This window comes from Candidatus Pelagibacter bacterium nBUS_27 (assembly GCF_051200985.1).
Taxonomy (GTDB): Bacteria; Pseudomonadota; Alphaproteobacteria; order Pelagibacterales; family Pelagibacteraceae; genus Pelagibacter.
In genome coordinates this window covers 972904-997831 of sequence record NZ_CP172845.1, presented here as the reverse complement: position 1 = coordinate 997831, position 24928 = coordinate 972904, and the positions used below count along the sequence as shown (strand labels likewise).

At 25.2% G+C, this 24928-nt stretch carries 22 protein-coding genes; 16 read left to right on the top strand and 6 right to left on the bottom strand.

Annotated features, from left to right (window positions below; all coding sequences use genetic code 11):
* Positions 1 to 6 precede the first annotated feature (6 nt).
* From ACIJYG_RS05350 to ligA, 14 genes are all read left to right on the top strand, one after another.
* A complete protein-coding gene (locus ACIJYG_RS05350) occupies positions 7 to 180 on the top strand; it encodes a hypothetical protein (RefSeq protein WP_435095990.1) in 174 nt (57 codons plus the stop codon).
* A gap of 2 nt (positions 181 to 182) precedes the next feature.
* Complete coding sequence (locus ACIJYG_RS05345) at positions 183 to 3026, top strand: UDP-N-acetylmuramoyl-L-alanyl-D-glutamate--2,6-diaminopimelate ligase (RefSeq protein ID WP_435095987.1); 2844 nt, start codon at positions 183 to 185, stop codon at positions 3024 to 3026.
* Positions 3027 to 4112: a phospho-N-acetylmuramoyl-pentapeptide-transferase gene (gene mraY / locus ACIJYG_RS05340; protein ID WP_435095984.1), complete on the top strand. Its 1086-nt coding sequence runs from the start codon at positions 3027 to 3029 to the stop codon at positions 4110 to 4112. It begins immediately after the preceding gene.
* The gene (murD, locus tag ACIJYG_RS05335) at positions 4112 to 5413 is read left to right on the top strand and encodes a UDP-N-acetylmuramoyl-L-alanine--D-glutamate ligase (RefSeq protein WP_435095981.1); all 1302 of its coding nucleotides are present in this window, start codon (positions 4112 to 4114) and stop codon (positions 5411 to 5413) included. The genes mraY and murD overlap by 1 nt, the downstream gene beginning before the upstream one ends.
* Positions 5403 to 6530, top strand: a complete 1128-nt coding sequence (locus tag ACIJYG_RS05330; RefSeq protein ID WP_435095978.1) for an FtsW/RodA/SpoVE family cell cycle protein — start codon at positions 5403 to 5405, stop codon at positions 6528 to 6530. The genes murD and ACIJYG_RS05330 overlap by 11 nt, the downstream gene beginning before the upstream one ends.
* A 1-nt stretch (position 6531) precedes the next feature.
* Positions 6532 to 7599 (top strand): UDP-N-acetylglucosamine--N-acetylmuramyl-(pentapeptide) pyrophosphoryl-undecaprenol N-acetylglucosamine transferase, encoded by a 1068-nt coding sequence (locus ACIJYG_RS05325; RefSeq protein WP_435095975.1) that lies wholly within the window; start codon positions 6532 to 6534, stop codon positions 7597 to 7599.
* The gene (gene murC / locus ACIJYG_RS05320; protein ID WP_435095972.1) at positions 7589 to 8983 is read left to right on the top strand and encodes a UDP-N-acetylmuramate--L-alanine ligase; all 1395 of its coding nucleotides are present in this window, start codon (positions 7589 to 7591) and stop codon (positions 8981 to 8983) included. Before ACIJYG_RS05325 ends, murC begins: the two co-directional genes overlap by 11 nt.
* Entirely contained in the window at positions 8953 to 9888 is a 936-nt protein-coding gene (gene murB / locus ACIJYG_RS05315) for a UDP-N-acetylmuramate dehydrogenase (protein WP_435095969.1), read from the top strand. The genes murC and murB overlap by 31 nt, the downstream gene beginning before the upstream one ends.
* Position 9889: 1 nt before the next feature.
* On the top strand, positions 9890 to 10804 hold the full coding sequence (locus ACIJYG_RS05310; RefSeq protein ID WP_435095966.1) for a D-alanine--D-alanine ligase: 915 nt from the start codon (positions 9890 to 9892) through the stop codon (positions 10802 to 10804).
* Positions 10785 to 11465 carry a cell division protein FtsQ/DivIB gene (locus ACIJYG_RS05305; protein WP_435095963.1) on the top strand — a complete coding sequence of 227 codons (681 nt, stop codon included), beginning with the start codon at positions 10785 to 10787 and terminating at the stop codon, positions 11463 to 11465. Before ACIJYG_RS05310 ends, ACIJYG_RS05305 begins: the two co-directional genes overlap by 20 nt.
* Positions 11449 to 12144, top strand: coding sequence for a hypothetical protein (locus ACIJYG_RS05300; RefSeq protein ID WP_435095960.1), 696 nt, complete (start codon positions 11449 to 11451; stop codon positions 12142 to 12144). Before ACIJYG_RS05305 ends, ACIJYG_RS05300 begins: the two co-directional genes overlap by 17 nt.
* 61 nt (positions 12145 to 12205) lie before the next feature.
* A complete protein-coding gene (gene lpxC, locus ACIJYG_RS05295) occupies positions 12206 to 13129 on the top strand; it encodes a UDP-3-O-acyl-N-acetylglucosamine deacetylase (RefSeq protein WP_435095957.1) in 924 nt (307 codons plus the stop codon).
* Between the two features lie 47 nt (positions 13130 to 13176).
* Positions 13177 to 13968, top strand: coding sequence for an outer membrane protein assembly factor BamD (locus ACIJYG_RS05290; protein WP_435095954.1), 792 nt, complete (start codon positions 13177 to 13179; stop codon positions 13966 to 13968).
* A 54-nt stretch (positions 13969 to 14022) separates the two neighbouring features.
* Entirely contained in the window at positions 14023 to 16053 is a 2031-nt protein-coding gene (gene ligA / locus ACIJYG_RS05285; RefSeq protein ID WP_435095952.1) for an NAD-dependent DNA ligase LigA, read from the top strand.
* On the opposite strand, the gene ACIJYG_RS05280 is transcribed toward ligA, so the two are convergent.
* From ACIJYG_RS05280 to ACIJYG_RS05270, 3 genes are read right to left on the bottom strand one after another with little or no spacing between them, the layout of a single operon-like run.
* Positions 16036 to 17037: a M24 family metallopeptidase gene (locus ACIJYG_RS05280; RefSeq protein ID WP_435095950.1), complete on the bottom strand. Its 1002-nt coding sequence runs from the start codon at positions 17035 to 17037 to the stop codon at positions 16036 to 16038. The two genes, ligA and ACIJYG_RS05280, sit on opposite strands and share 18 nt — an antisense overlap.
* A 14-nt stretch (positions 17038 to 17051) precedes the next feature.
* Positions 17052 to 17729 carry an aminopeptidase P family N-terminal domain-containing protein gene (locus ACIJYG_RS05275; RefSeq protein WP_435095947.1) on the bottom strand — a complete coding sequence of 226 codons (678 nt, stop codon included), beginning with the start codon at positions 17727 to 17729 and terminating at the stop codon, positions 17052 to 17054.
* Positions 17726 to 19762 (bottom strand): ATP-dependent helicase, encoded by a 2037-nt coding sequence (locus ACIJYG_RS05270; protein ID WP_435095944.1) that lies wholly within the window; start codon positions 19760 to 19762, stop codon positions 17726 to 17728. Before ACIJYG_RS05270 ends, ACIJYG_RS05275 begins: the two co-directional genes overlap by 4 nt.
* Before the next feature lie 32 nt (positions 19763 to 19794).
* On the opposite strand from ACIJYG_RS05270, the gene ACIJYG_RS05265 reads away from it, so the two are divergent.
* A complete protein-coding gene (locus ACIJYG_RS05265; RefSeq protein WP_435095941.1) occupies positions 19795 to 21288 on the top strand; it encodes a hypothetical protein in 1494 nt (497 codons plus the stop codon).
* On the opposite strand, the gene fumC is transcribed toward ACIJYG_RS05265, so the two are convergent.
* The gene (gene fumC, locus ACIJYG_RS05260) at positions 21276 to 22664 is read right to left on the bottom strand and encodes a class II fumarate hydratase (protein ID WP_435095938.1); all 1389 of its coding nucleotides are present in this window, start codon (positions 22662 to 22664) and stop codon (positions 21276 to 21278) included. The genes ACIJYG_RS05265 and fumC overlap by 13 nt on opposite strands.
* Before the next feature lie 66 nt (positions 22665 to 22730).
* Here fumC and ACIJYG_RS05255 point away from each other — a divergent pair, with 66 nt between their 5' ends.
* Positions 22731 to 23102 (top strand): phosphoribosyl-ATP diphosphatase, encoded by a 372-nt coding sequence (locus ACIJYG_RS05255; RefSeq protein ID WP_435095935.1) that lies wholly within the window; start codon positions 22731 to 22733, stop codon positions 23100 to 23102.
* Here the strand turns inward: ACIJYG_RS05255 and nadC are convergent.
* Both nadC and nadA read right to left on the bottom strand, forming a co-directional pair.
* Entirely contained in the window at positions 23099 to 23932 is an 834-nt protein-coding gene (gene nadC / locus ACIJYG_RS05250) for a carboxylating nicotinate-nucleotide diphosphorylase (RefSeq protein WP_435095932.1), read from the bottom strand. The two genes, ACIJYG_RS05255 and nadC, sit on opposite strands and share 4 nt — an antisense overlap.
* 4 nt (positions 23933 to 23936) lie before the next feature.
* Positions 23937 to 24926, bottom strand: a complete 990-nt coding sequence (gene nadA, locus ACIJYG_RS05245) for a quinolinate synthase NadA (RefSeq protein ID WP_435095929.1) — start codon at positions 24924 to 24926, stop codon at positions 23937 to 23939.
* Positions 24927 to 24928 lie beyond the last annotated feature (2 nt).

Below are 24928 nucleotides of genomic sequence, written 5' to 3'. Positions count from 1 at the left end.
ATTGTTATGTTGGATACACCACAAAAAGCAAAAGATTATTATTATAAATATAGACATCAAAAAGGTGGCTGGAAGGGAACCTTGTATAATACAGCGGGGTGGACTTCGGTAGAGATAGCTGGAAAAATAATGGATAAAATTGGGCCCATTTTAGCCACAAAATATCTAGAAATTAAATAATTATGCTTCTAGGTGATTACTTCAAAAATATTCAAAAAAATTATAAACAAATTTATTTTTCAGGAATTTCATTTAACAGCAATCAGATAAAAAAAAATAATATTTTTTTTGCAATTAAAGGAAATAAGACAGATGGTAATAACTTTATATCTTCGGCAATTTCAAATGGTTCAAAAATAATAATAACCGAAAAAAAAATAAATGGCCTGAAAAACGGTATTTTATTTATTCAATCAAATAATATTAGAAAGTTATTGGCTGAAATATCATTTAAAATTTATAATAAAATCCCAAATAATATCATTGCAGTTACAGGTACAAATGGAAAATCATCTATTGCAGATTTTTATTATCAAATATTAGATTTAAATAACAAAAAAGTTGCTTCAATTGGGACATTGGGAATTAAATCAAAAAAATTTAAAAAAGATTTATCAAATACCACAATAGACCCAATTCAATTAAGTAAAATTTTAAATAACTTAAAAAAACAAAATATTAATAATGTGATTATGGAAGCGTCCAGCCATGGGTTATGTCAAAATAGATTGGATGGTTTATCTTTTAATACTGGAATATTTACAAATCTATCTCAAGATCATTTAGATTATCATAAAAATAGAAAAAATTATTTAAAAGCTAAACTTTATTTATTTGAAAAATTAATAAAAAAAGATGGAAATATAATAACTGATGAAAAAATACCTGAATTTAAAAAAATAAAAAATATAGCATCTAAAAAAGATTTACACCTTTTTTCGTTATTAGATAAAAAAAATAATTTTCAATTTTTATCTCATCAGTATGAAGACGAAACTCAATTGTTAGAAATAAAATTTAACAATTCAATACACAAAATTAAACTTAATTTGATAGGAAAAGTTCAATTAAAAAATATATTAATGGCAGTTATTTCTGCAATGAAAAGTAATATCAATATTAAAGACATATTTAATGTAATACCAAAAATAAAATCTGTAGAAGGAAGATTTGATCGAGTTGGTATAATTAAAAATAACTCAAAAGTAATTTTAGACTACGCACATACACCAGACGCATTAAAAACTTGTCTTAAAAATATAAAAGAACAATTTCCAAGTCGAAAAATTATTTTAGTGTTTGGTTGTGGGGGTGATAGAGATCAAAATAAAAGAGCTAAAATGGGTAAAATTGCTGATCTTTTTTCAGATAAAATATATCTTACTGATGATAATCCCAGATTAGAACAGCCTATTAAAATAAGAAAAGATATTAAAAAAGGAATTAAAAAACAAAAAGTATTAGAATTTCCAAATAGAGCAAAGGCAATATCTGAGGCAATAAAACACTTAAATACTGGGGAAATTTTACTGGTAGCTGGAAAAGGTCACGAAACAGTTCAAGAAATTGGTGTGAAAAAAATTTTCTTCTCGGATAAAAAAATTATTCTTAATGCTATAAAAATTAAAAATTTAGCTTTATCAAATAATTTGAAGATTAATATTCTTAATGAACTTAATGGAGTAAAAAAATTATCTAACAAAATTACTTTGGAGAAGGCCAGAATTAATTCTAGAGAGATAAAAAAAGATGATATTTTTTTTGCAATTAAGGGAAAAAAAAATGATGGCAATAAATTTATTTGTGAAGCTTTCCAAAAAAAAGCATCAATTGCAGTAGTTAATAAAATTGAAAAAAAAGTAAATATTTCTGGTCAAATTAAAGTTAAAGACACGCTTAAATTTTTAACAAAAAGCTCTAAATTATATAGAGAAAATATAAAAACAAAAATTATTGCTATAACTGGTAGTTGTGGAAAGACCACACTAAAAGAATTACTAGGCAACTCATTAAAGCAGATATCTAAAGTAGGGTTTTCACCTAAATCTTACAATAATAAATATGGAGTTCCTTTAAGTCTTTTTAACTTAGATCAAAAAAATGATTATGGAGTTTTAGAAATTGGAATGGACAAAAAAGGTGAAGTTAATTATCTTTCTAAAATAGTTCATCCAGATGTGAGTGTTATCACCAATATTAATTATGCTCATGCTAAGAATTTTAAGAGTCTAAAACAAATTGCTTTAGCTAAATCAGAAATAATTAATAATACAAAAGGTAATGGGTTCATTGTTCTAAATGCTGATGACAGTTTTTTTGTTTTACATAAAAAGATAGCCAATAAAAGAAACCTTAAAATTTTATCATTTAGTATTGATAATCAAAATTCAAATATAAAGCTGATAAGTATTAAAAAAATTTCTAATAAGTTCAAAGCAACTATAAGAATAGATAATTTAAAAACTCATTTTTTTATTTCCAATGATTTTCAAAATAACATTTTAAATATTCTGGCTGCATTATCTGTTATGAGTATTTTTTTAGATGTATCTAAATTAAATAAAAATATTTTTTTGGGCTTTAAAATACCAAATGGGAGAGGAGATATCTCTAAGATTAAAATTAATAATAAGAATATAAATTTGATAGATGAAAGTTATAATTCAAATCCATTGTCTCTAAAATCTGCAATTTTAAATTTTGATAAAATGAAAACTAATAAAAAGAAAAAGTATTTACTATTAGGGGATATGTTAGAACTTGGAAAACACTCAAAAAAGCTTCATCAATCTATTGGAAAAATAATCAATAATACAAAAATAGACAAAATCTTTGTAAAAGGAAGTAAAGTTTTATTTACCTATAATTCTATTTCAAAAAAGAAAAAAGGTAGGGTATTAAACAGCAACTCACAAATTATTGATTTGATTAAAAATGATTTAAATAATAATGATTATCTTATGGTTAAGGCCTCAAATGCGACAGGATTCAATAAGATTGTCAGTAATATAAAAGGTTCAAAATAAATGTTTTATCAATTTCTACTTAATTTCGTTGATACTTTTGGGTTTTTAAATGTTTTTAAATACATCACTTTTAGAACTGGATTATCCTTATTCACCTCACTGATTATAGTTTTATTAATTGGTGGACCTTTTATAAGTTTTTTTTCAAATAGAAAAATTGTAAATCCTATACGAGAGGATGGTCCACAAGATCATATTGTAAAAAAAATCGGTACACCAACAATGGGGGGAGTAATTATCTTATTTGGATTACTGATTTCTGTTTTATTTTGGGGAGATTTATCCAATTTAAGTGTTTTATTTTGTATTTATATAGCTATTTCATTTGGCTTACTTGGAGCCTTTGATGATTATAAAAAAATAAAACATAATAATTCGTCAGGAATTTCATCTAAATTGAAAATATTATCTCAAGTTTTTTTAGCAATAGTGGGAATTAGTTTATTTATTTATTTCGTTGATTATCAAGAAATTACCAATTTATACTTTCCATTTTTTAAAAATTTAATAATTAATCTTGGATGGTTTTTTATTCCTTTTTCTGTGTTTGTAATTGTAGGATCGTCAAATGCAGTTAATTTAACAGATGGACTCGATGGATTGGCTACAGTCCCTGTAATTTTAGTTGCAGGCTGTTTTGCTTTTATAAGTTATGTCACTGGAAATATTGTTTTTTCTGACTATTTACAAATTCCTTATATTGAAGGGACTGGTGAGGTTTCAATTTTCTGTGGAGCAATAATAGGATCATGCTTAGGATTTTTATGGTTTAATGCACCGCCAGCTAAAATTTTTATGGGTGATACAGGTTCTTTAGCTCTTGGTGGATCTTTAGGAGCTGTGGGAATAATCACAAAACATGAAATAGTATTAGCAATTACAGGTGGGTTATTTGTTCTTGAAGCTGTTTCTGTGATGGTGCAAGTGATTTCTTTTAAATTAACAGGAAAAAGAATTTTTAGAATGGCACCAATACATCATCATTTTGAAAAAAAAGGATGGCCAGAGTCAACAGTTGTAATTAGATTTTGGATCATTTCAATTATATTAGCAATGATAGGTCTGGCTACTTTAAAATTAAGATAATGATAAAAAATAAAAATATTTTTTTAGAAAAAAAAATATTAATTTATGGTTTAGGAAAAAGTGGTCTTTCTTCATATAAATTTTTAAATAAGAAAGCTAATGTATATTTATTTGATGATGATTTAAAAAAAAAATTTAGAAATCAATCAAATCAAAGGCTTAGAAATGTTCAAGCATTATCTAAGATTAAGTTTGATAGAATTATTATTAGTCCTGGAATTGATATTTTAAATTGTAAATTGTCTAAATTTCTTAAAAAAAATATATCTAAAATCTATACAGATTTGGACGTATTCTACTCATTTTACAAAAATAAAAGCATTACTATTACGGGAACTAATGGAAAATCAACTACAGCCAAAATATTGCATGAAGTTTTATTGGATCAAAACTATGACTGCAGATTGGTTGGAAATATTGGAAATCCAGCATTATCTGAAAAAAAAATTACTAAAAATACTGTTTTTGTGATTGAAGCTTCATCTTATCAATTAGATTATAGTAGATTATTTACCTCAAAATACTCAGTAATACTTAATATTAGCCCCGATCATATTGAAAGACATAGAAATTTAAAAAATTATATTAATGCCAAATTTAAGCTATTAAATTCTCAGTCTAGGGAGTCCATAGCATTTATAAAAAAAAATGATTTACTAATAAATAAAAAATTAAAAAGTAAAAAATATAATCCAAAAATTATTAGAGTTGATTTAAAAAAAACAAATAAATTAATTAAACAATTAGAGAATAAGTACTTTTTATCAGCAGGAAACTTAGAAAATTTATCATTTGTTTTAAAAATTTCAGAAATATTAAATTTAAATAGTAAAATATTAATCAAAACTTTAAATAGATTTAAAGGATTAAAATATCGACAACAAATTATCTATGAGGATAAAAATTTGATAATAATTAATGACTCTAAGTCAACAAGTTTTGCTTCATCAGAAAATCTGTTAAAAAATTTAAGAAATGTTTATTGGATTTTAGGCGGTATTCCCAAAAAGGGGGATCAATTAAATCTTTCAAGAAAAGATTGTAAGAATTATAAAACATTTATTTTTGGTAACAATTATGAAGAATTTAAAATAAATATTAAAAATAAGATGCCAATTAAGCATCTAAAATATTTAAAAGATATATTAAATGAAATATTTTTTGATTTGAAAGATAAAAAAACAAAAAAAAATATTATATTCTTCAGTCCAGCTGGAGCATCATTTGATAGTTTTAAAAATTTTGAAGATAGAGGTAAATATTTTAATCAATTAGTTAGAAAATTTCTTAATGCAAAATAATATTTTTCTATATAAATTTTATTACCAATGGTGGAAAAATATAGATAAATCAATTTTTTTACTCATTAGTTTTTTTTTTATAATTGGGCTTTTTTTTTCATTAGTTTCAACTTCATTAATTGCTGCAGATAAACTAGATACAAATAGCTATTTCTTTTTTTTTAAGCATTTGATCTATATTTTTATAGGAATATTTATAATTTTTATTTTTTCTTCATTAAAAACTGATCAATTATTTTATTACTCATATTTTATTTTTTTTATTACTTTACTTTCTTTATTTTTAGTTCCAATTATTGGTGTTGAAGTAAAGGGATCAAAAAGATGGATAGATTTATTTTTTCTACCAAGATTTCAACCAATTGAATTATTAAAACCTTTTTTAATTATCATGATTTCAACTATTTTAAGTAGTGCTAGAAATTCAAATCTTTATTTAAAATATTTATTATCAATTGTCTTAGTTTCAATAATCTCTTTACTTCTAATAATGCAGCCAGATATTGGCCAAACTCTTCTTGTAGTTTTCGCATGGGCAGTTTTAATATTTACCTCTGGAATCAATATTTTTTTTCTTTTTGGTCTTTCTATATTTGGTTTTATTTTATTAACTTATCTAATTATGTACGTGCCTAAGTTTGATTATATTCAAAGCAGGATTTTATCTTTTTTTAATAGAGATACTGGGAGTCATAATTTTCAATCTGATAAGGCAATAGAGTCCATTACAAGTGGTGGTTATTTTGGAAAAGGAATTGGTGAGGGAACACTAAAAAATCGAGTACCTGAAGCACATACGGATTATATTATATCTGTAATTTCAGAGGAGTTTGGCGTTGTTGCCATAATATTAATATTATTATTATTTTTAATATTTACTTACATGGTCTTTAAAAAAATAAGTTACGAAAAAAATGACAAGATTAAACTTGTTTTAATTGGTTGTGTGAGCTTAATCCTAATGCAAGCAACCATTCACATAGGTGTTAATATTAGACTGTTTCCAACTACCGGTATGACGTTACCGTTTTTGAGTTATGGAGGTTCTTCAATAGTGAGTATTTCAATATTATCAGGAATAATTTTAAATTTAACTAAAAGAAAAATAGATAATTAAAATGAAAGATAAAATTTTAATCTCCACAGGAGGGACAGGGGGACATGTCATTCCTGCAATTACAATACATGATCATTTAAAAAATGATTACGATATCTTAATTTCAAGTGATATCAGAGGCCTTAAATATTTAGATAATGAATTATATAATATTCAGATCGTTGATACACCTAAGTTAAATAATTTAATTTTATTACCTTTATCAATTTTAAAAATAATTTTTTTAACTTTAAGATCTTTGTTATTTTTTAAAAAAGAAAAAATTCAAATTCTTATTTCTACAGGTGGATATATGTCCTTACCTTTGTGTATAGCTGCAAGAATTTTCAATATTAAAATTTATTTACTAGAACCAAATATGGTTATTGGGAGAGCTAATAAATTTTTTCTAAAATTTTGTAAAAAAATTATATGTTATTCAGAAAATATTATTGGTTTCCCAAAAGTGTTCGAAAATAAATTAAAGACTATTAGTCCACTCATAAGAGAGAAGTATTATTATAAAAAATTAAAAGAACATAAAAATGAGCAATTTACTGTAATAATAATTGGTGGCAGTCAAGGAGCACAAATATTTGACAAAATTTTACATGAATCAATTATTAAAATTTCGAAGATAAAGACTTTAAAAGTAATTCACCAAACAAATCAAAAAAATGTAGACCACCTTAGAAATTTATATTCAAAGAATTTAATTGATAATATTGTTTTTAATTTTGATCAAAATCTTAATTTACTAATAGATCAAGCAGATTTATGCATAACAAGAGCGGGAGCCTCTAGTTTGGCTGAAATTTCTTTTCTCAATAAACCTTTTATTGCCATTCCATTGCCAAGTTCTAAGGATAATCATCAACTAGAAAATGCAAATTATTATAAAAATAATGGTTGTTGTTGGGTTGTTGATCAAACTAATTTTGATAAAAAAAAATTTGAAGACTTATTACTAAACATATTAAATAATAAAGATGAAATGCTTGTAAAAAAAAATAATTTAGAAAAATTAAATTATCAAAACACATGGAATAAGGTTAATCAAAATTTATTAAATATTATTAATGAAAATTAAATTAGCAAAATCTGAAGTTATTCACTTTATAGGTATTGGTGGAATAGGTATGAGTGGATTATCACTTATAATGAAGGGCAAAGGGTTCAGAGTTCAGGGCAGTGACATCGCTAGCAATAAGAATATTGAAAGATTAAAAAAAGAAAAAGTAAAGATTACAATTGGACATAAAAAACAGAATATAAATAAAGCCACCATTATTGTGGTTTCTTCTGCAATAAAAAAAAATAATCCAGAATTCGTAGAAGCAAAAAAAAAACAATTACCAATTTATAAAAGAGGAGAAATGTTAGCAAATATTGTTTCTTTAACAAAAAATATTGTAGTTGTAGGCTCTCATGGAAAAACAACCACAACATCACTAATAGCATCAATTTTTCAGGAAACCAAAATAGATCCAACTATTATTAATGGAGGTGTCATTAATTCTATCAATAATTCTGCTAAACTAGGCAAAAGTGATTGGTCAATCCTAGAAGCCGATGAGTCAGATGGTAGTTTTATCTATATTCCACCTACATACTCAATAATAACTAATATAGATAGAGAGCATATGGATTTTTATAGCTCTATGGACGAGCTAAATAAATATTTTATTAAGTTTGTGAATAAAGTTCCATCCTTTGGAAAATCTTTTATTTGTATAGATGATAAGAATAATAAAAATTTAATTAGGAAACTAAGTAATAAAAATTTTTATACTTATGGAATTGATACAAAGTCAAATTTTTGTATTAAGAATATAAAACAATCAAAAGATTATTCTGAGTTTGATCTAAAGATAATTTTGCCAAATAAAAAAAATAGATTGATTAAAAAAATTAAGATACCACTATTGGGAATACACAACATTAGAAATTCAGTTGCCGCATCAGCTTTGGCTATTACAGTTGGATTAACAGTTTCAAGTATTAAAAAAGGATTAAAAAATTTTAAGGGCGTTCAAAGAAGATTTAACAAGATTTTTACATACAATAAAGTCGACTTTTTTGATGACTATGCTCATCATCCTACGGAAATTAAAGTTGTATTAGATGGAGTAAATAATGTTTATAAAGGTTATGAAAAAGTGTGTATTTTCCAACCACACAGAATATCAAGATTAAAAGACTTAAAAAAAGAATTCACATATGCATTTAAAAATGCAGATAAAGTTATTTTACTTCCAATTTATACAGCAGGTGAAAAAATAACATTAGGTTTTAAGTATGCAAATTTTGCTGGAGAAATAATCAAAAACTCTAAAGTAAAACTAATTATAGCAGACGATAGATTTCAATTAGCAAGATACATAAAAAATAATATTTATGGAAAAAAAATAGTTATTGGAATGGGTGCGGGAACCATCTCATCATGGATGAGAGAAATGCCTCGATATTTATAATGAGCATGAACCAAGAGGATCTATTGTTAGAATTTAAAGAAAATATAAAATTTGATTATAATTTAAAAAAAAAAAATTGGTTTAATATAGGTGGCAATACTAAAATTTATTTTAAAGCAAAAAATTTAAAAGAATTAATAAGATTTTTAAAAATAATTGGAAATAAAGAAAAATTATTCATTCTAGGAGGTGGATCGAATACCTTAATTACTGATAAAACTTATGATGGTGTTGTAATTAAGCTGTCAAATAATTTTAATAATATTTCTCTTTTATCAAAAAATATAATTATTGCTGGAAGTGCTGTTAGTGATAAATCGCTCTCAGAATTTGCAATGGATAATAGCTTGGGTGGATTTGAATTTTTATCCTGTATACCTGGTACAGTAGGGGGAGGAATAAAAATGAACGCAGGTTGCTTTGATAGAGAATTTAAAGATATCCTAATTTCAGTACAAGCTATCAATAAATTAGGGCAGGTTATTACGATCCCAACAAAAGAAATTAATTTTAGGTATAGAGATAGTGGATTACCTAATGATTTAATTTATCTAAGTGCATCTTTTAAGGGTTTTAAAAAAAACTCAAATTTAATTAAAAATATGATGATAAAATTAAAAGAAAAAAAAGAAAAGGCACAACCTACAAAAATCAAAACTAGTGGAAGTACTTTTAAAAATCCATTAGATCAATCAGATAAAAAAGTTTGGCAACTAATAAAAGAGTCAGTCAGCTTAGAAAAATCATTTGGAGATGCCTGTATTTCAGAAAAACATTGTAATTTTTTTGTAAACAAAGGTAATGCTAAGTTTGATGATATGAAAAAATTAATAGAATTTGTATCTGAAAGTGTTTTGAAAAAAACTGGTGTAAAGTTGCAAACAGAAATAAAAATTTTAGAATAAATTGAGAAAAAATATACTAATACTTGCTGGTGGAATCTCAAAAGAAAGATTAATTAGTCTTGATACAGGTTTACAAGTTGCAAATGAGCTTAAAAAAAATGGTTATAATGTAAAAATTTCTGAACCAGATGCTAATTTAACAAAAAATATTATTCAATTTAAACCAAACGTTATATTTAATGCACTACATGGACAGTTTGGTGAGGATGGTTACATACAAACTATTTTAGAAAGATTTAAAATACCATACACCCATTCAGGAGTAGTTGCTTCTTCATTGGCAATGGATAAAGCAATATCAAAAAAAATTTTTATTAAAAATAAAATCAATACTCCAAAATATATTAAATATTCTTATGAAGAAAATAATTTTGATTTAATAAAAAATATTGAAAAGAAGTTAAAATTTCCAGTTGTAATAAAACCAATTAATGAAGGTTCAAGTGTAAATGTTTATATTTGTACAAAAAAAAATATTTTAAAAATTTTAAGTTCAATGAAAATTTATAAAGAGATCATGATAGAAGAGTTTATTGGTGGAAGAGAAATTCAAGTCGCAATCATGGGGCATAAAAAATTAGGAGCAATAGAACTTAAACCAAGAAGAAAATTTTATGATTACGAGGCCAAATACAACACAAATGCAAAAACAGAACATATTATTCCAGTAGACCTCCCAAAAAATAAATTAAATGAGGTTATGAACATGTCACTTAAGGCACATAAGGTTATAGGCTGCAAAGGGGTTACAAGATCAGATTTTAAATTTTTTAAGAATAAGTTTTATCTTTTAGAGATTAACACCCAACCAGGAATGACTAAATTATCGCTTGTTCCAGAAATAGCAAAATATAAAGGAATAACATTTATAAAACTAATTGAGTGGATTTTAAAAGATGCAACAACGAAAAAATAAAAAAATTTTAATATATATTTTTTTATTCATCGTAGTTGGGTCAGTTAACAATATCAGTTTCAATAATTTAAAATTTCCTGATGTTGGTAATATTAATATTATCGGATTAGAAGATAAGGAAAAATCAATTTTATTAAAAAAAATTAAAAATTTAAAATTGAATAATATTTTTTCAATCAATAGAAATAATCTTATAAATGAGATTGAATTTAATCCTTTAGTAGAAAAATATTATATTTTTAAAAAATATCCATCTTCAATAAATATTAATATAAGTAAAACTAATTTTTTAGCAAAAATTAATAAAAATGGTAAAATATTTTATTTAGGTTCAAATGGAAAACTTAGTAAAAATGATTTTTCAAATAACCAATTACCATTTATTTTTGGAAATCCTAACATTAGTGAATTTTTTGATATTAAAAAGATTATTGATCAATCAAAGATTCCTTATAAAGAAATAAAAAATTTATATTTTTATACATCTAAAAGATGGGATTTAGAATTAAATGATAATACTATAATAAAATTACCTAAAAAAAATACTCATCTTGCATTAAATTTAGTATTTGAATTTTTGCATATGAATGAATTTAAAGATAAAAAAACAATTGATGCAAGAGTCAATAATCAAATTATTTTAAATGATCGAAGAAATTGATTTTGTAACTTTTCTTTATATTTCTCAAAACAAATATCAAATATTTGTTTATGATAAAATAAATTTGAAAAGTTTGTATAAAAAAGAACTTAAAATAAATGAAGAAATTGACTCAAGTATTCTTTTAAAATTTCTTGATGAAAATATCTATAAAATTGAAAAAATTGTAAGTAATTTTATAAAAAATATTATCTTAGTAATAGAAAATGATAAAATTTTAAATGTTAATATGACAATAAAAAAGAAGAATTACGAAAAATCTTTAAATCAAAAAAATTTAGAAAATTATTTAACAGAGGTTAAAGATATATTTAGAGAAAATTATCAAGATCAAATCATAATGCACATGATCATTAATGATTACAATACAAATGAAAACTTTTCTTCATTGAGTAATGAGGTAATCAACAATGGTTATGTATATTTAGAGGTAAATTTTATTTCTATTTCAAATAGTTTTACCACTACATTTGATAAATTCTTAGAGAACTATCAAATAAAGATTAGTCAGTTTATGTCAGGCCTATATATCAAAAGTTTCTATAATGAAGATGAAACAGAGCCTTTTGTAATGGCAAATAAGTTAAATAATGGTTTTAACAAAAATGAAGTCAGATTGGTTTCTAAAAATATTGAAAATAAGGGTTTTTTTGAAAAATTTTTTCAACTATTTAGTTAAAATTGTTTTTTCTAGTAACATTTGTTGTTTTTAAAATTTATCTAAAGCAAATTAAAAGACAATGGTGTCTTATTTAACTCAAAAAACAATTAAGAATAACGTTTCGTTTAGTGGTGTTGCATTACACAGTGGATTGAATGTAAATGTCTGCATCAAGCCTGCTGAACCCAACTTTGGAATAGTTTTTAAAAGAATTGATCATAATTCAAATAATATAATTTATCCAAATTTCATGAATGTTACAAACACTTCACTTAATACAACTATTGAAAATGAATTTGGCATTAAGGTTTCAACTATTGAACATTTAATGGGTGCATTATTTGGACTAGGTATTGATAATGCATTAATAGAGATTGACAACGAGGAAGTTCCAATTTTAGACGGTTCTGCAAAAATATTTATCGAAAAAATAATTTTATCTGGTTTTGACGTGAGTGACGTACCTATAAAGATTATTAAAATAAATAAAAAAATAGAATTTTTAGACAGAAAAAGGCAAATTTCAATTGCACCATCAAAACTTAGTTTAAATATAAATTTTGAATTAAAATTTGATAATGAAATTATTGGTAATCAAAGTAATAAATTTAAAATTTATGAGGATGATTTAACAGATGTCTATAATTCAAGAACTTTTTGTTTATTTGAGGACATAGAATTTATAAAAAAGAATGGACTAGCAAAAGGTGGAAGCCTAGATAATGCAATCGTAGTTAAGGATAAAGAGATATTAAACAAAGAAGGTTTAAGAAACAACAAAGAGTTTGTAAATCATAAAATACTTGATTGCATAGGAGATTTATATACATCTGGTTATAGGATAATTGGAGACGTAGTGTGCTCCCAAGGTGGTCATTTTTTAACAAATCAATTACTAAGAAAAGTTTTTAAGGAAAAAAGCAATTTTTCAATTATTGAAATAAGAGAAAAAAATCTACCCCATACATTAATAAATCGAAATCTATTAAGATCCATAGCTTAAATTTAAAGACATATTTAAAAATATTATAAATAAGAGTATAAGTTTTAATGTTAAAAATTAGGTTTATTTTAATTATTTCAATCTTTATATTAAATATTTCTTGTTCAAAAAATGTTATTGAAAAATCAATAATTAAAGAAAAAGATTTAGAACTTCAAATGATAGAGGCTTACAAAGAGGGCCTGAAAGAATTGGAGAAAGGTGATGCCTTATACGCTGCAAAAAAATTTAATGAAGCAGAAGTTTTATTTCCACAATCTGATTACGCACCAAAAGCAGCTTTAATGGCTGCATATTCATATTATATTCAAAATTATTATGGTGATGCCGTGGCAGAACTTGAAAGGTTTTTGAAAATTTATCCAAATCATTACAATATTGATTATGCAGAATACCTTTTGGGTTTGTGTTATTATGAACAGATTGTAGATGAAAAAAAAGATCTTCAATCTATCTCTAACGCAAAAAGCATCTTTTTAGATGTAGTAAAAAAGTATCCAAAAACTGATTATGCAATTGATGCTGAATTTAAATTAGATTTAATTGATGATATCTTGGCTGCAAAAGAAATGTATATAGGCAGATATTACTTTGATAAAAAAAAATGGATTTCAGCAATAAATAGATTTAGAACAATTACAGACGATTATGACACGACAATATATGTTGAAGAAGCCCTTCATAGACTTGTAGAAATTTATTATATTATTGGTTTGGAAGATGAAGCAAAAAAATATGCAAATTTATTAGGATATAATTATAATTCATCTGAATGGTACAAAAGTACTTATAGCATTTTTGATAAAATGTACCATGAAAATAAAAAAAAAATATTATAAAAAAAGATAAAAATAATTCGATTTTAGAAAAATTTAAATCTCTATTTAATTGAGATGAATAAAAAAAAAATAGAATCTGAATATAAAAAAAAGATAAAGTTAATAATCAAATATAACAAAAATTATTATGATGTTAGCAATCCACTAGTAACCGATAAGGTATATGATGATTTAAAAAAAAGTATTCTAAATTTAGAAATAAAATATTTTTTTTTAAACTCGGAAAACTCACCATCAAAAACAGTAGGATTTAAACCATCTAAAAATTTTAAAAAAATAGCTCATAGAGTTCCAATGTTATCTTTGTCAAATGCTTTTGGAAAAGAAGACCTAATCAATTTTGAAAAAAAAATATTAAATTTTTTATCTAAAAACAGAAAATTCAACTTATCTTATAGTACAGAACCCAAGATAGACGGTATATCGGCATCATTAATGTATAAAAATGGGGAGTTTAAAACTGGTTTATCAAGAGGTGATGGAAAAGAAGGTGAAGATATAACGGCTAACCTTGCTACAATTAAAGATATTCCAAAAAAAATTGATTTAAAAGATTTCCCAGAAGAAATTGATATTAGGGGTGAAGTTTTTATACAAAATAGTGATTTTGAAAATTTAAAAGAAAAATTTGCAAATCCAAGAAATGCAGCATCTGGTTCATTACGACAAAAAAATCCAAATGACACAAAAAAAATCCCTTTAAAATTTATTGCTTACACTTTTGGTTATGAAAAAGGTCTAAAAATTAGAAACCAAATAGATTTCTTAAGAAAATTAAATGACTGGGGTTTTAAAACTAATCCATTGAATAAATTAATTACAGGAGTTGAAAATTTATTAACTAATTATAACAAGATAGAAAAAAATAGAACAAAAATTGATTTTGATATAGATGGTATAGTTTATAAAATTAATGATTTTGATCTTCAAAAAAGACTTGGAAATGTTGCCAATGCACCAAGATGGGCTATTGCCCATAAATTTGCCTCTAATAAAGCAATATCTAAAATTCTTAATATAGAAATACAGATTGGCAGAACAGGAGCCTTAACACCAGTTGCAAAAATAAAACCAGTTAATATTGGAGGTGTAATTGTATCTAATGCAACTTTACATAATGAGGATGAGATTGAAAGAAAAGATATAAGAATTGGTGATTTAGCAACTATTGAGAGGGCAGGAGACGTAATACCTCATATATTGTCAGTGGATAAAGTTAAGAGAGATAATAAATTACTAAAATTTATATTTCCAAAAATATGTCCATCATGTGGCTCAAAAACAATTAAAGAGTTTAACAATATTACTAAAAGAGAAGATGCAGTGAGAAGGTGTACTAGCGAAGGTTATGATTGTGAAAAAATTTCAATAGAAAAACTAAAACATTTTGTTTCTAAAGATGCCTTCAATATTGATGGATTTGGAAAGAAGATAGTTGAAAATTTTTGGAAACTTAATTTAATAAGATTACCACAAGATATATTTAAATTAGATTTTAAAAAAATAGAAAAACTTGAAGGTTGGGGAAAACAATCAATGGAAAATTTAAAATATTCAATTAATCAAAGAAAAAATATTTCTTTAGAAAGATTAATATACTCATTAGGTATAAGACATATTGGTTTAGAAAATGCAAAAATTTTATCAAAATATTTTAAATCATTTTCAAAGTTTATTAGTTTTTCAAATGAAGCAATTTTGGATGATATATTAAATATTGATGGAATTGGGGGAACTCAGCTGAAGTCAATAAAAAATTTTTTTGATAATAAAGTTAATCTAAATATCTTAAAGGAATTACAAAAAATTTTAAAAGTTAAAGACGCAATAATTAATAATAAAAATGGATTGTTAAATGAAAAAACATTTATGGTAACAGGAAAATTAAGTGGTATCAGCAGAGCAGAAGTAAAATCTTTGATAGAAGTAAATTCTGGCACATCAGTAAGTACTGTAACTAAAAAATTAAATTATTTAATCGTTGGTGAAAAACCAACAAAAAAGAAAGTTGATAAAGCTAAAGAATTTAAAATTACTATATTAAATCAAAGCCAGTTTTTGAAAATGTTAAATGTGAGTAGCTAACCATTTTCTTTCATTAAGAGAGAGGTACTTTGAAAGTTTTGAGTAAACATCTAAGTGATATTTAAAAAGATAATTTTTTTCTAATTTAGTTAAAAGATTATAATTAATTAATTCTTTATCTATTGGAGCAAGAGTTAAATTTTCAAAAAACATTTTTTTTTTATTTTTTTTAACGTAAACAAGATTTTCTATTCTGATACCATAAGAACCTTTTTTATAATAACCTGGTTCATTACTTAAAATCATACCTTCTTGAATTTTGACTTTATTTAGTTTGGAAATTGATTGTGGTCCTTCATGGACGTTTAAAAAGAAACCAACTCCATGTCCTGTGCCATGAGCATAATCTAATTTGCTTTCTTTCAAGTATTTTCTGGCTCTTCTATCTATTTTTATACCCGTATTATCTATTCTTAAATCTGTTTTTGCTACAGCTATATGTCCTTTTAATACTTTAGTGTAAATATTTCTAATGTTTGATTTTGGCTTTTTAAAACAAATAGTTCTAGTAACATCAGTGGTACCATATTTATATTGACCACCTGAATCACATAAAAAAATGTCATTTTTTCTTATTGTTCTACAACTTTCTTTTTTGGCTCTATAATGAACGATAGCACCATTCTCACCAGATCCTGCAATCGTTTCAAAACTAGGATATAAGTAATTGTTACTTCTTTTTCTAAATTTTTCTAATTTTATCTGAGCATCAACTTCTGTTATTTTTTTCTTATTGATTTTTTTAATCCAATAAATAAATTTTGTTAGTGCCACTCCATCTATAACATGAGATTTAATCATATTACTAATTTCAGTATTATTTTTTATAGCTTTTAAAAGATAAGTTGGATCTTCTCTTTTTATAATTCTAAATTTAGATTTAATTATATTCTCATAAAAAACTGAACAAGATTTATTATCAATTATGAAACTTTTTCCACTTGAAGCCAAAATATTTTTTGGTAAATCATTTGTGTTAATCAATTGATTTTTATAAATTATTTTTTTTTTATTAATTCTTTCGCTTTTTGAGGCTCCGTTATTAAAAAGACCTTTTTTGATTTATTAATGATTAATCTTGAATTTGGAATTGGGCTATTGGGACCATCTGCACCTCTAATATTTAAAATCCAAGCTACATTTTCTGGGGCTGTTACAAATAAATTGTCAGCTTTATTTTTTTTTAAATAATTTATAATTTTATTAATTTTTGATTCACTATTTTCTCCAATTATTTTATCTTTGAGTAAAAAAAAAGGAGTATTATTTACAACTTTTTGAGTTTTAATTTCATCAATTAAATTATTCGATAAAAATTTAACTTTATTATATTTCAAAAAATAATTTTTTATTTGCACATGTGTAAATAGTTTTGGGTCTAATCCCAACTTCAAATTTTTAAATAGATTACAATTAATTATTTTTTCATAACTAGTAATTTCAAAATGTTTTCCACTCTCCATTTCACTTTGAATAGTGTATCTGCCATCTGAAAATAAGTAGTTTTTATTTTTTAAAACAACAGCCAAACCAGCAGATCCACTAAAATTTGAAATAATTTTTAATCTGTTTATTTTTGAATATTCTGTAAAATAATCATCATTTTTAGGTATAACATATCCATCAATATCGTATTCTTTAAATTTTTTTCTCAACTCTTTTACTTCTCTATTCATTTAATTCTCTTTTGATATCTTATCCATCCAGGACTTCTTGTTCCTTCTTCAATTTCAAAGTCCTGATTAAAATCAAAATCTTGATTATCGTCAACTTCCTCTTCAAAAAAAGAATTTTTTTCTAAATGTTTTTCTGGTAATTCTTCAATGAATCTTGAGGCCATGCTATCAATCCAGTCACCTTGGTAAAATCTATTCATCGAAAAAGAAATTATAGCTTTTTTTTTAGCTCTGGTAATGCCAACATAAGCTAAACGTCGCTCTTCTTCCAAGCCATTTTGTCCTTTTTCTTCAATTGATTTTTGATGTGGGAATAAGCCCTCCTCCCAGCCAGGAAGAAAAACTACGTCAAATTCAAGCCCTTTTGCAGCATGCATTGTCATCATATTAATTTTTTCACCATCCCATTCTTGATCAATTGAAGTTGCAAGAGAAACATGTTCTAAAAAACTCTCTAAATTATCAAATTCTTTCATTGCGCTTAATAATTCTTTAATATTTTCTAATCTATTTTCATTATCTAAATCTTTTTTATTTTTAAGCATAGCTGAGTAACCAGACTCGTCCAAAACAATTTGTAGCAATTTGATGTGACTTATCTTTTTGATATTAAGGTCATTTCTCCATTTGTTTAATGCATTAAGAAAAAAACTAAGACCTATTTTAGTTTTTGGTTTAATTAAATTTTGTTCAAGCATTTTATTTGCAGCTATCTCTAAACTTAAATTACTTTCTTTTCCAAATTCATGAACAGCTTTTAAGGTAGTATCTCCGATTGATCTTTTTGGATTATTCACAATTCTTTCAAAGGCTAGATCATCTTTTTCTTGATGAATTAATCTTAAATAAGCAACACAATCTTTTATTTCGGCTCTCTCATAAAATTTTGTTCCTCCTAAAATTCTATAAGGCATGCCGATTTTAAGAAACCTTTCTTCAAATTCTCTTGTTTGAAATATAGCTCTAACTAAAATAGCCATTTCATTAAATGAATATTTTTTTTTTAATTTTTTTTCTATTTCATCAGAAATTCCAATTGCTTCATCTTTCCCATTTTTAAAACAATTTAGCTTAATTAAATCTCCTTCCTCCATATTAGTTGTAAGTGTTTTGCCAACTCGATTTTGGTTATTTGAAATTAAATTCGACGCGACTGATAAAATATTTTGAGAAGATCTATAGTTTTGTTCAAGTCGTATTACTTTTGTATTTTTATATACTTGATCAAACTCTAAAAAATTTTTAATTTCTGCTCCTCTCCAACTATAAATAGATTGATCATCATCTCCAACACAACATAAATTTTTATTTTTTTCGGATAATAAATTTAACCATTTGCTTTGAATAAAATTAGTATCTTGATATTCGTCAACTAAGATATATTTAAAGTTGGTTGAATAGATTTGTCTAATATCAGGATAATTTTCTAAAATTTTAACAGTATGCAAAATTAAATCACCAAAATCACATGAATTTAAGTCTATTAGTTTCTGTTGATAGATTTTATATAAAGGAAGTATAGTTCTCTCATAAACGTCTTTATTATTTACTATAACTTCAGAAGGGTAATATCCTTTGTTTTTCCATCGATCAATTATTGCTAATATGAATCTAGGCGCTAATTGTTTGATATCAATATTTTCACTTTTGCAGATATTCTTAATAAGTCTTGTTTGATCATCTGTATCTATAATAGTAAAATTTGAATTTAGATTTGCAGCTGCTGCATGTTTTCTTAATATCTTAGCGCATATTGAGTGAAATGTTCCAAGCCATGAAAGTCCAGTTGCAGCTGACCCAAGCATTTTGCTGACTCTTGTTTGCATTTCTTTAGCTGCTTTATTTGTAAAAGTTACTGATAAAATTTGATTAGGAAAGGCTCTCTTTTCTTTAATTATGTGTGCAATTCTTGAGGTTAAAACCTTTGTTTTTCCAGATCCTGCACCTGCAACAATTAATAGTGGTCCATCCAAATATAATACTGCCTCTTTTTGAGCATTATTTAGGTTTTTTAAATAATCGGAGTTTATCATTTAAAATATTTCATTATAAGTTTTATAATTTTATGAACAGACATAATTATTTTGTTAGAATCCTTAAAAGGCTTAACTTCTTTATAAATAGCCATTTAAAGAAAAATTTAAACAAATTAAATTTTTTATTTGAAAAAGATAAATTATTAACTTTTTTAAGTTTTAAAAGAATTTTTGTCTTTATTTCAGTCTTATTTGTTTCTTGTTTTTTATATTTATCTATACCACACTTGTTTAATAGTAAAAAATTAGTTTCTAATATTAAGAATCAGTTATTAAAAAATTTAAATTTAGATTTTAATTTATCAAATAACTATAGTTACAATTTACTTCCAAAGCCTAACCTTAAATTTGAAAACAGCTCATTTCTAAACCAAGTTGAAAGTTCAGGAGAGATCAGGATATATATCTCACCTAAACATTTTTTATTCCCAAACAAAATTAAAATAGAAGATGTTATTTTTGATAAAATGAATTTTAATTTGAATAAAGAAAATTATAATTTTTTTATTAAACTTTTGAATAATGATTTTTCTAATTTTTCACTTAAAGTTGAGAATAGTAATATCTTTTATAAAAATATCGAAAATGATGTTCTGTTTATAAACAAGATTAATGAATTAAAATATTTTTATGACAGTAAAACTTCAGAAAATATTTTATTTGCTGATAATGAGATTTTTAATCTACCTTATAAAATTGAAGTTAAAGATGACATTAGTAAAAATAAAATTTTTAGTAAAATAAATTTAAATTTTATTGATCTTCAAATTGAAAATATTTTTAATTATAAAAATTTTGAAAAAGATGGTTTGATAGTGATTACAAACAATCATAAGAAAAGTGGAGGTACATATAATCTTAAAAAAGATTTTTTTGATTTAAATTTTTTTGATAAATCTCTTGATCAAAATTTTGAATATAATGGTTTTATTAATCTAAAACCTTTCTTTTCAGAATTATCAGGCAATTTAAATAAAATTAATTTAGATACATTATTAAATCCAAACTCAATATTGATTCAATTTTTAAAAACAGGATTACTTAATAATAAGAATTTAAATATAAGTTCAAATATCATTGCAAAACAAGCTTCATCTTTAAGGGATTTTATTAATTTAGCACTCAATGTTAAGATAAGTGAAGGTTTAGTAGATATAAATGAAACTAAATTTAGTTTAAAAAATTATGCTGATATTAAAATAACAGATAGTTTAATTTATACGAATAACAACAATCTAATCTTGGATGCTTTAATTTCTATTAATGTTAAAGATTTCAACGAAGTTTATAAGATTTTCCAAACACCTCGTAATAATCGAAAAGAAATTAAAAAGATTGAGTTTAGATTAAGTTATAATTTTGATCAAATGACTGCTGACTTGAGTAGCTTTAAAGTAGATGAAATAATTAACCAAAAAATTAACAAAACTTTAAATCAAATTATTTTTAAGGATAACAAGTTACAAAATAAAATTTATTTAAAAAAATTAGTGAACCAAGCAATGAATGATTATGCTGGATAGATCATTTTTTTAGGATCTACTATTTTATCATAATCCTTTTCGCTAATCAGACCTGTCTTTAATGTTTCAAACTTAAGTGTTGTGTCATTTTTAAGTGCTGTCTTTGCAATTTTTGCTGCATTGTCATAGCCAATTTTAGGAGCTAAGGCTGTAACAAGCATCAAAGAATTGTCCAAATGTTCTTGGATTTTTTTCTTATTAGCTTTTATTCCCTTCACACAATAAAGGGCAAAATTTTTAGTACTGTCGGCTATTAGATCAATTGATTGTAAAATATTATGAGCAATTAAAGGTTTAAAAACATTTAATTCAAAGTGCCCATGAGATCCAGCCATAGTGATACCATTATGATTTCCAATTACTTTAACACAAACCATAGTAACTGCTTCACATTGAGTAGGATTTACTTTTCCTGGCATAATTGATGAACCTGGTTCATTCTCTGGTAATATAAGCTCACCGTATCCTGCTCTAGGACCTGATCCTAAAAATCTAATATCATTTGAAACTTTCATTAAAGCTACAGCACATGTATTTAATGTTCCCGAAAAATTAACAATTGAATCGTGTGCTGCAAGTTCAGCAAATTTATTTGCTGCTGGTTTAAAAGGAATTTTTGTAAATTTAGCAATTTCTTTAACGATCTTTTTATCAAAATTTTTCTTAGAATTTATACCAGTTCCTACAGCTGTTCCACCTTGTGCAAGATATAAAATTTCTTTTAAAGCATACTTTATTCTCTCAATACTTTTTTGAACTTGTACGTGATAGCCTGAAAATTCCTGTCCAAGAGAAAGAGGTGTTGCATCTTGTAAATGAGTTCTTCCAATTTTTACAATATTTTTAAACTCATTTGATTTTCTTTTTAATTCCTTTTCTAGAATTTTTAAACTTGGTACTAATTTTTTTAAGGTTTCCTCTGCTACAGAAATGTGCATTGCTGTTGGAAAAACATCGTTTGTTGATTGTGATTTATTAACATGATCATTTGGATGTACTGGTTTTTTGGTTCCTTTTTTCCCACCTAAAATTTCAATTGCTCGGTTAGCGATTACTTCATTAACGTTCATATTAGTTTGGGTTCCGGAGCCTGTTTGCCAGACTTTAAGAGGAAAGTTTTCATCTAACTTACCTTTTATCACTTCATCTGAAGCTTTAATAATCGCTTTAGAAATTTTGTTACTGATTAGTTTATCTTTCAAATGAACTATAGCAGCTGATCTTTTAATAATTGCTATAGATTTGATTATTGAAATATTAACAAGAATTTTACCAATATTAAAAAATTTGTTTGATCGTTGAGTGGATGCACCCCAATATTTATCTTTTGGGACATTAACACTTCCTATACTGTCAAATTCTTTTCTTAATTTCATTGATTAATTTGTAAGTAATAAATAATTATTAACATACAATAATTTTAAAAAACTTACAGGAGCAAAATGTCGAATTTTAATAAAGTTGGAACTTTTATGAAAACTTTTGGCCAAGAGGTCAAAACTAAGCCCTCATTTAGTAGTGATAAAATCAACAAATTAAGGATTGATTTAATTAAGGAGGAGCTTGATGAGCTTAAAGAAGCAATGGATAATAATGATCTGCTAGAAGTAGCTGATGCACTAACAGATATACTGTATGTAACTTATGGAGCAGGACATGCCTTTGGTATTGATTTAGATAAATGTTTTAATGAGGTTCAAAACTCTAATATGAGTAAACTAGGTGAAAATGGTGAGCCTATTTATAATGAGTCTGGAAAAGTAATGAAGGGTCCAAATTACTTTAAACCTGATTTGTCAAAATTTGTATCTTAGATTTCTAATTTTAAATCAATAGCAGTAGAACTATGAGTTATGCTTCCAACAGAAATTCTATCCACTCCTGTTTTAGCAATGCGTTTGACTGTTTTTAGATTGATATTGCCTGAGGCTTCAGTTTCGTAATATTTTTTAGCGATCTTAACACCTATCCTTAAATTTTTAACATTCATATTGTCAAACAGAACAGTATTGAATTTAAGACCCATAATAGTTTTTAATTGTTTTAAATTATCAACTTCGACAGTAATTTTTCTTCCTTTTTTGTTGTTAATAGCTAGCGAAACTAAATCTTTAATATTTGATGATGCAATATGATTGTCTTTAATTAAAAATTCATCACTAAGATTAAATCTGTGGTTAGTACCACCTCCTAATTTTACAGCATATTTTTGAATAACTCTAATGTTTGGAATTGTTTTACGTGTACAACAAATTTTGCATTTTTTACCAGCGAGTTTTACAAATTGATTTGTTTTTGTAGCAATACCTGAAATATGAGATAAAAAATTTAAAGCAACTCTCTCAGCAATTAAAATATTTTTAGCATTCCCTTCAATAGTTGCAATCAAAGAACCTTTCTTAACAACAGATCCATCTTTTTTTTTAATGCTAAATTTAATCTTATTATCAACTAAATCAAAAGCTTGTTTTGCAAACAGCAAACCACCAATAACTGCATTTTGATTTGAAAGAAGTTTAACTTTAATAACTTTATTATTTTTTACTAAACTTGATGTGATGTCTCCAGAAGGGTAGAGATCTTCATTTAAAGCTCTCTTAACTGTATTACGAATAAAATCTTTGCTAAGTTTTATTTTTGACACTTAATTATCTGCCGATAGCTGCCATTTTTTCAACTGATATTCTAGCTTTATCAATTGTATCTTTGTCCATAATTATTTCGCCTGTTTCATTTTCTAAGCAATCTAATATTTTAGGAAGTGTAATTTTTTTCATGTAAGGACACATGTTACATGGCTTTATAAAATCTACATTTGGATTTTCTACCTGAATATTATCACTCATAGAACATTCCGTAACCATCATTACTTTTTTAGGTTGGTTATCCTGAACATATTTAATCATACCAGAAGTTGACCCTGCAAAATCACTAGCATTAATAACTTCAGGTGGACATTCAGGATGGGCTATAATTTTAATTCCCGGGTTTTTTTCTCTAATATCGTGTATTTCTTTTTCATTGAACTGATCATGGACAATGCAAATGCCTTTCCATGAAATGATTTCAACATCTGTCTGTGAAGCAACATATTTTGCAAGATAATCATCTGGTAAAAATATTACTTTCTTTACCCCTAATGATTTTACAATTTTAACTGCATTCGCTGAAGTACAGCAAACATCTGTTTCCGCTTTTACTTCTGCAGATGTATTAACGTAAGAAACCACAGGAACTCCTGGATATTTTTCTTTCAATAATCTTACATCTTTACCGGTAATTGATGATGATAATGAACAGCCAGCATCCAGGTCTGGTAATATAACTTTTTTTTCAGGACTCATTAGCTTTGCTGTTTCAGCCATAAAATGAACTCCTGCCATTAAAATTATATTTGCAGAAGTTTTTGATGCTTCAATTGCTAGAGCAAGTGAGTCTGCAGCAAAATCAGCTACACCATGATAGATTTCTGGTGTTTGATAGTTGTGTGCAAGAATTACTGCATTCTTTTCTTTTTTAAGTTTGTTAATTTTGTGGATATATGGAGCATGCACTGACCATTCGATTTCAGGCATAACTTTTGAAATCTTTTGGTAAATTGGATCAGTTGCTTTTTGCACTTCTTGAGTAAATTCCATGA

What these genes read in the sequence shown, in the direction of transcription:
- ACIJYG_RS05350 (WP_435095990.1), top strand. Translation starts at nt 7, where the DNA reads ATGTTGGATACACCACAAAAAGCAAAAGATTATTATTATAAATATAGA.
- ACIJYG_RS05345 (WP_435095987.1), top strand. Translation starts at nt 183, where the DNA reads ATGCTTCTAGGTGATTACTTCAAAAATATTCAAAAAAATTATAAACAA.
- mraY (WP_435095984.1), top strand. Translation starts at nt 3,027, where the DNA reads ATGTTTTATCAATTTCTACTTAATTTCGTTGATACTTTTGGGTTTTTA.
- murD (WP_435095981.1), top strand. Translation starts at nt 4,112, where the DNA reads ATGATAAAAAATAAAAATATTTTTTTAGAAAAAAAAATATTAATTTAT.
- ACIJYG_RS05330 (WP_435095978.1), top strand. Translation starts at nt 5,403, where the DNA reads ATGCAAAATAATATTTTTCTATATAAATTTTATTACCAATGGTGGAAA.
- ACIJYG_RS05325 (WP_435095975.1), top strand. Translation starts at nt 6,532, where the DNA reads ATGAAAGATAAAATTTTAATCTCCACAGGAGGGACAGGGGGACATGTC.
- murC (WP_435095972.1), top strand. Translation starts at nt 7,589, where the DNA reads ATGAAAATTAAATTAGCAAAATCTGAAGTTATTCACTTTATAGGTATT.
- murB (WP_435095969.1), top strand. Translation starts at nt 8,953, where the DNA reads ATGGATGAGAGAAATGCCTCGATATTTATAATGAGCATGAACCAAGAG.
- ACIJYG_RS05305 (WP_435095963.1), top strand. Translation starts at nt 10,785, where the DNA reads ATGCAACAACGAAAAAATAAAAAAATTTTAATATATATTTTTTTATTC.
- ACIJYG_RS05300 (WP_435095960.1), top strand. Translation starts at nt 11,449, where the DNA reads ATGATCGAAGAAATTGATTTTGTAACTTTTCTTTATATTTCTCAAAAC.
- lpxC (WP_435095957.1), top strand. Translation starts at nt 12,206, where the DNA reads ATGGTGTCTTATTTAACTCAAAAAACAATTAAGAATAACGTTTCGTTT.
- ACIJYG_RS05290 (WP_435095954.1), top strand. Translation starts at nt 13,177, where the DNA reads ATGTTAAAAATTAGGTTTATTTTAATTATTTCAATCTTTATATTAAAT.
- ligA (WP_435095952.1), top strand. Translation starts at nt 14,023, where the DNA reads ATGAATAAAAAAAAAATAGAATCTGAATATAAAAAAAAGATAAAGTTA.
- ACIJYG_RS05275 (WP_435095947.1), bottom strand. Translation starts at nt 17,729, where the DNA reads ATGAATAGAGAAGTAAAAGAGTTGAGAAAAAAATTTAAAGAATACGAT.
- ACIJYG_RS05270 (WP_435095944.1), bottom strand. Translation starts at nt 19,762, where the DNA reads ATGATAAACTCCGATTATTTAAAAAACCTAAATAATGCTCAAAAAGAG.
- ACIJYG_RS05265 (WP_435095941.1), top strand. Translation starts at nt 19,795, where the DNA reads ATGAACAGACATAATTATTTTGTTAGAATCCTTAAAAGGCTTAACTTC.
- fumC (WP_435095938.1), bottom strand. Translation starts at nt 22,664, where the DNA reads ATGAAATTAAGAAAAGAATTTGACAGTATAGGAAGTGTTAATGTCCCA.
- ACIJYG_RS05255 (WP_435095935.1), top strand. Translation starts at nt 22,731, where the DNA reads ATGTCGAATTTTAATAAAGTTGGAACTTTTATGAAAACTTTTGGCCAA.
- nadA (WP_435095929.1), bottom strand. Translation starts at nt 24,926, where the DNA reads ATGGAATTTACTCAAGAAGTGCAAAAAGCAACTGATCCAATTTACCAA.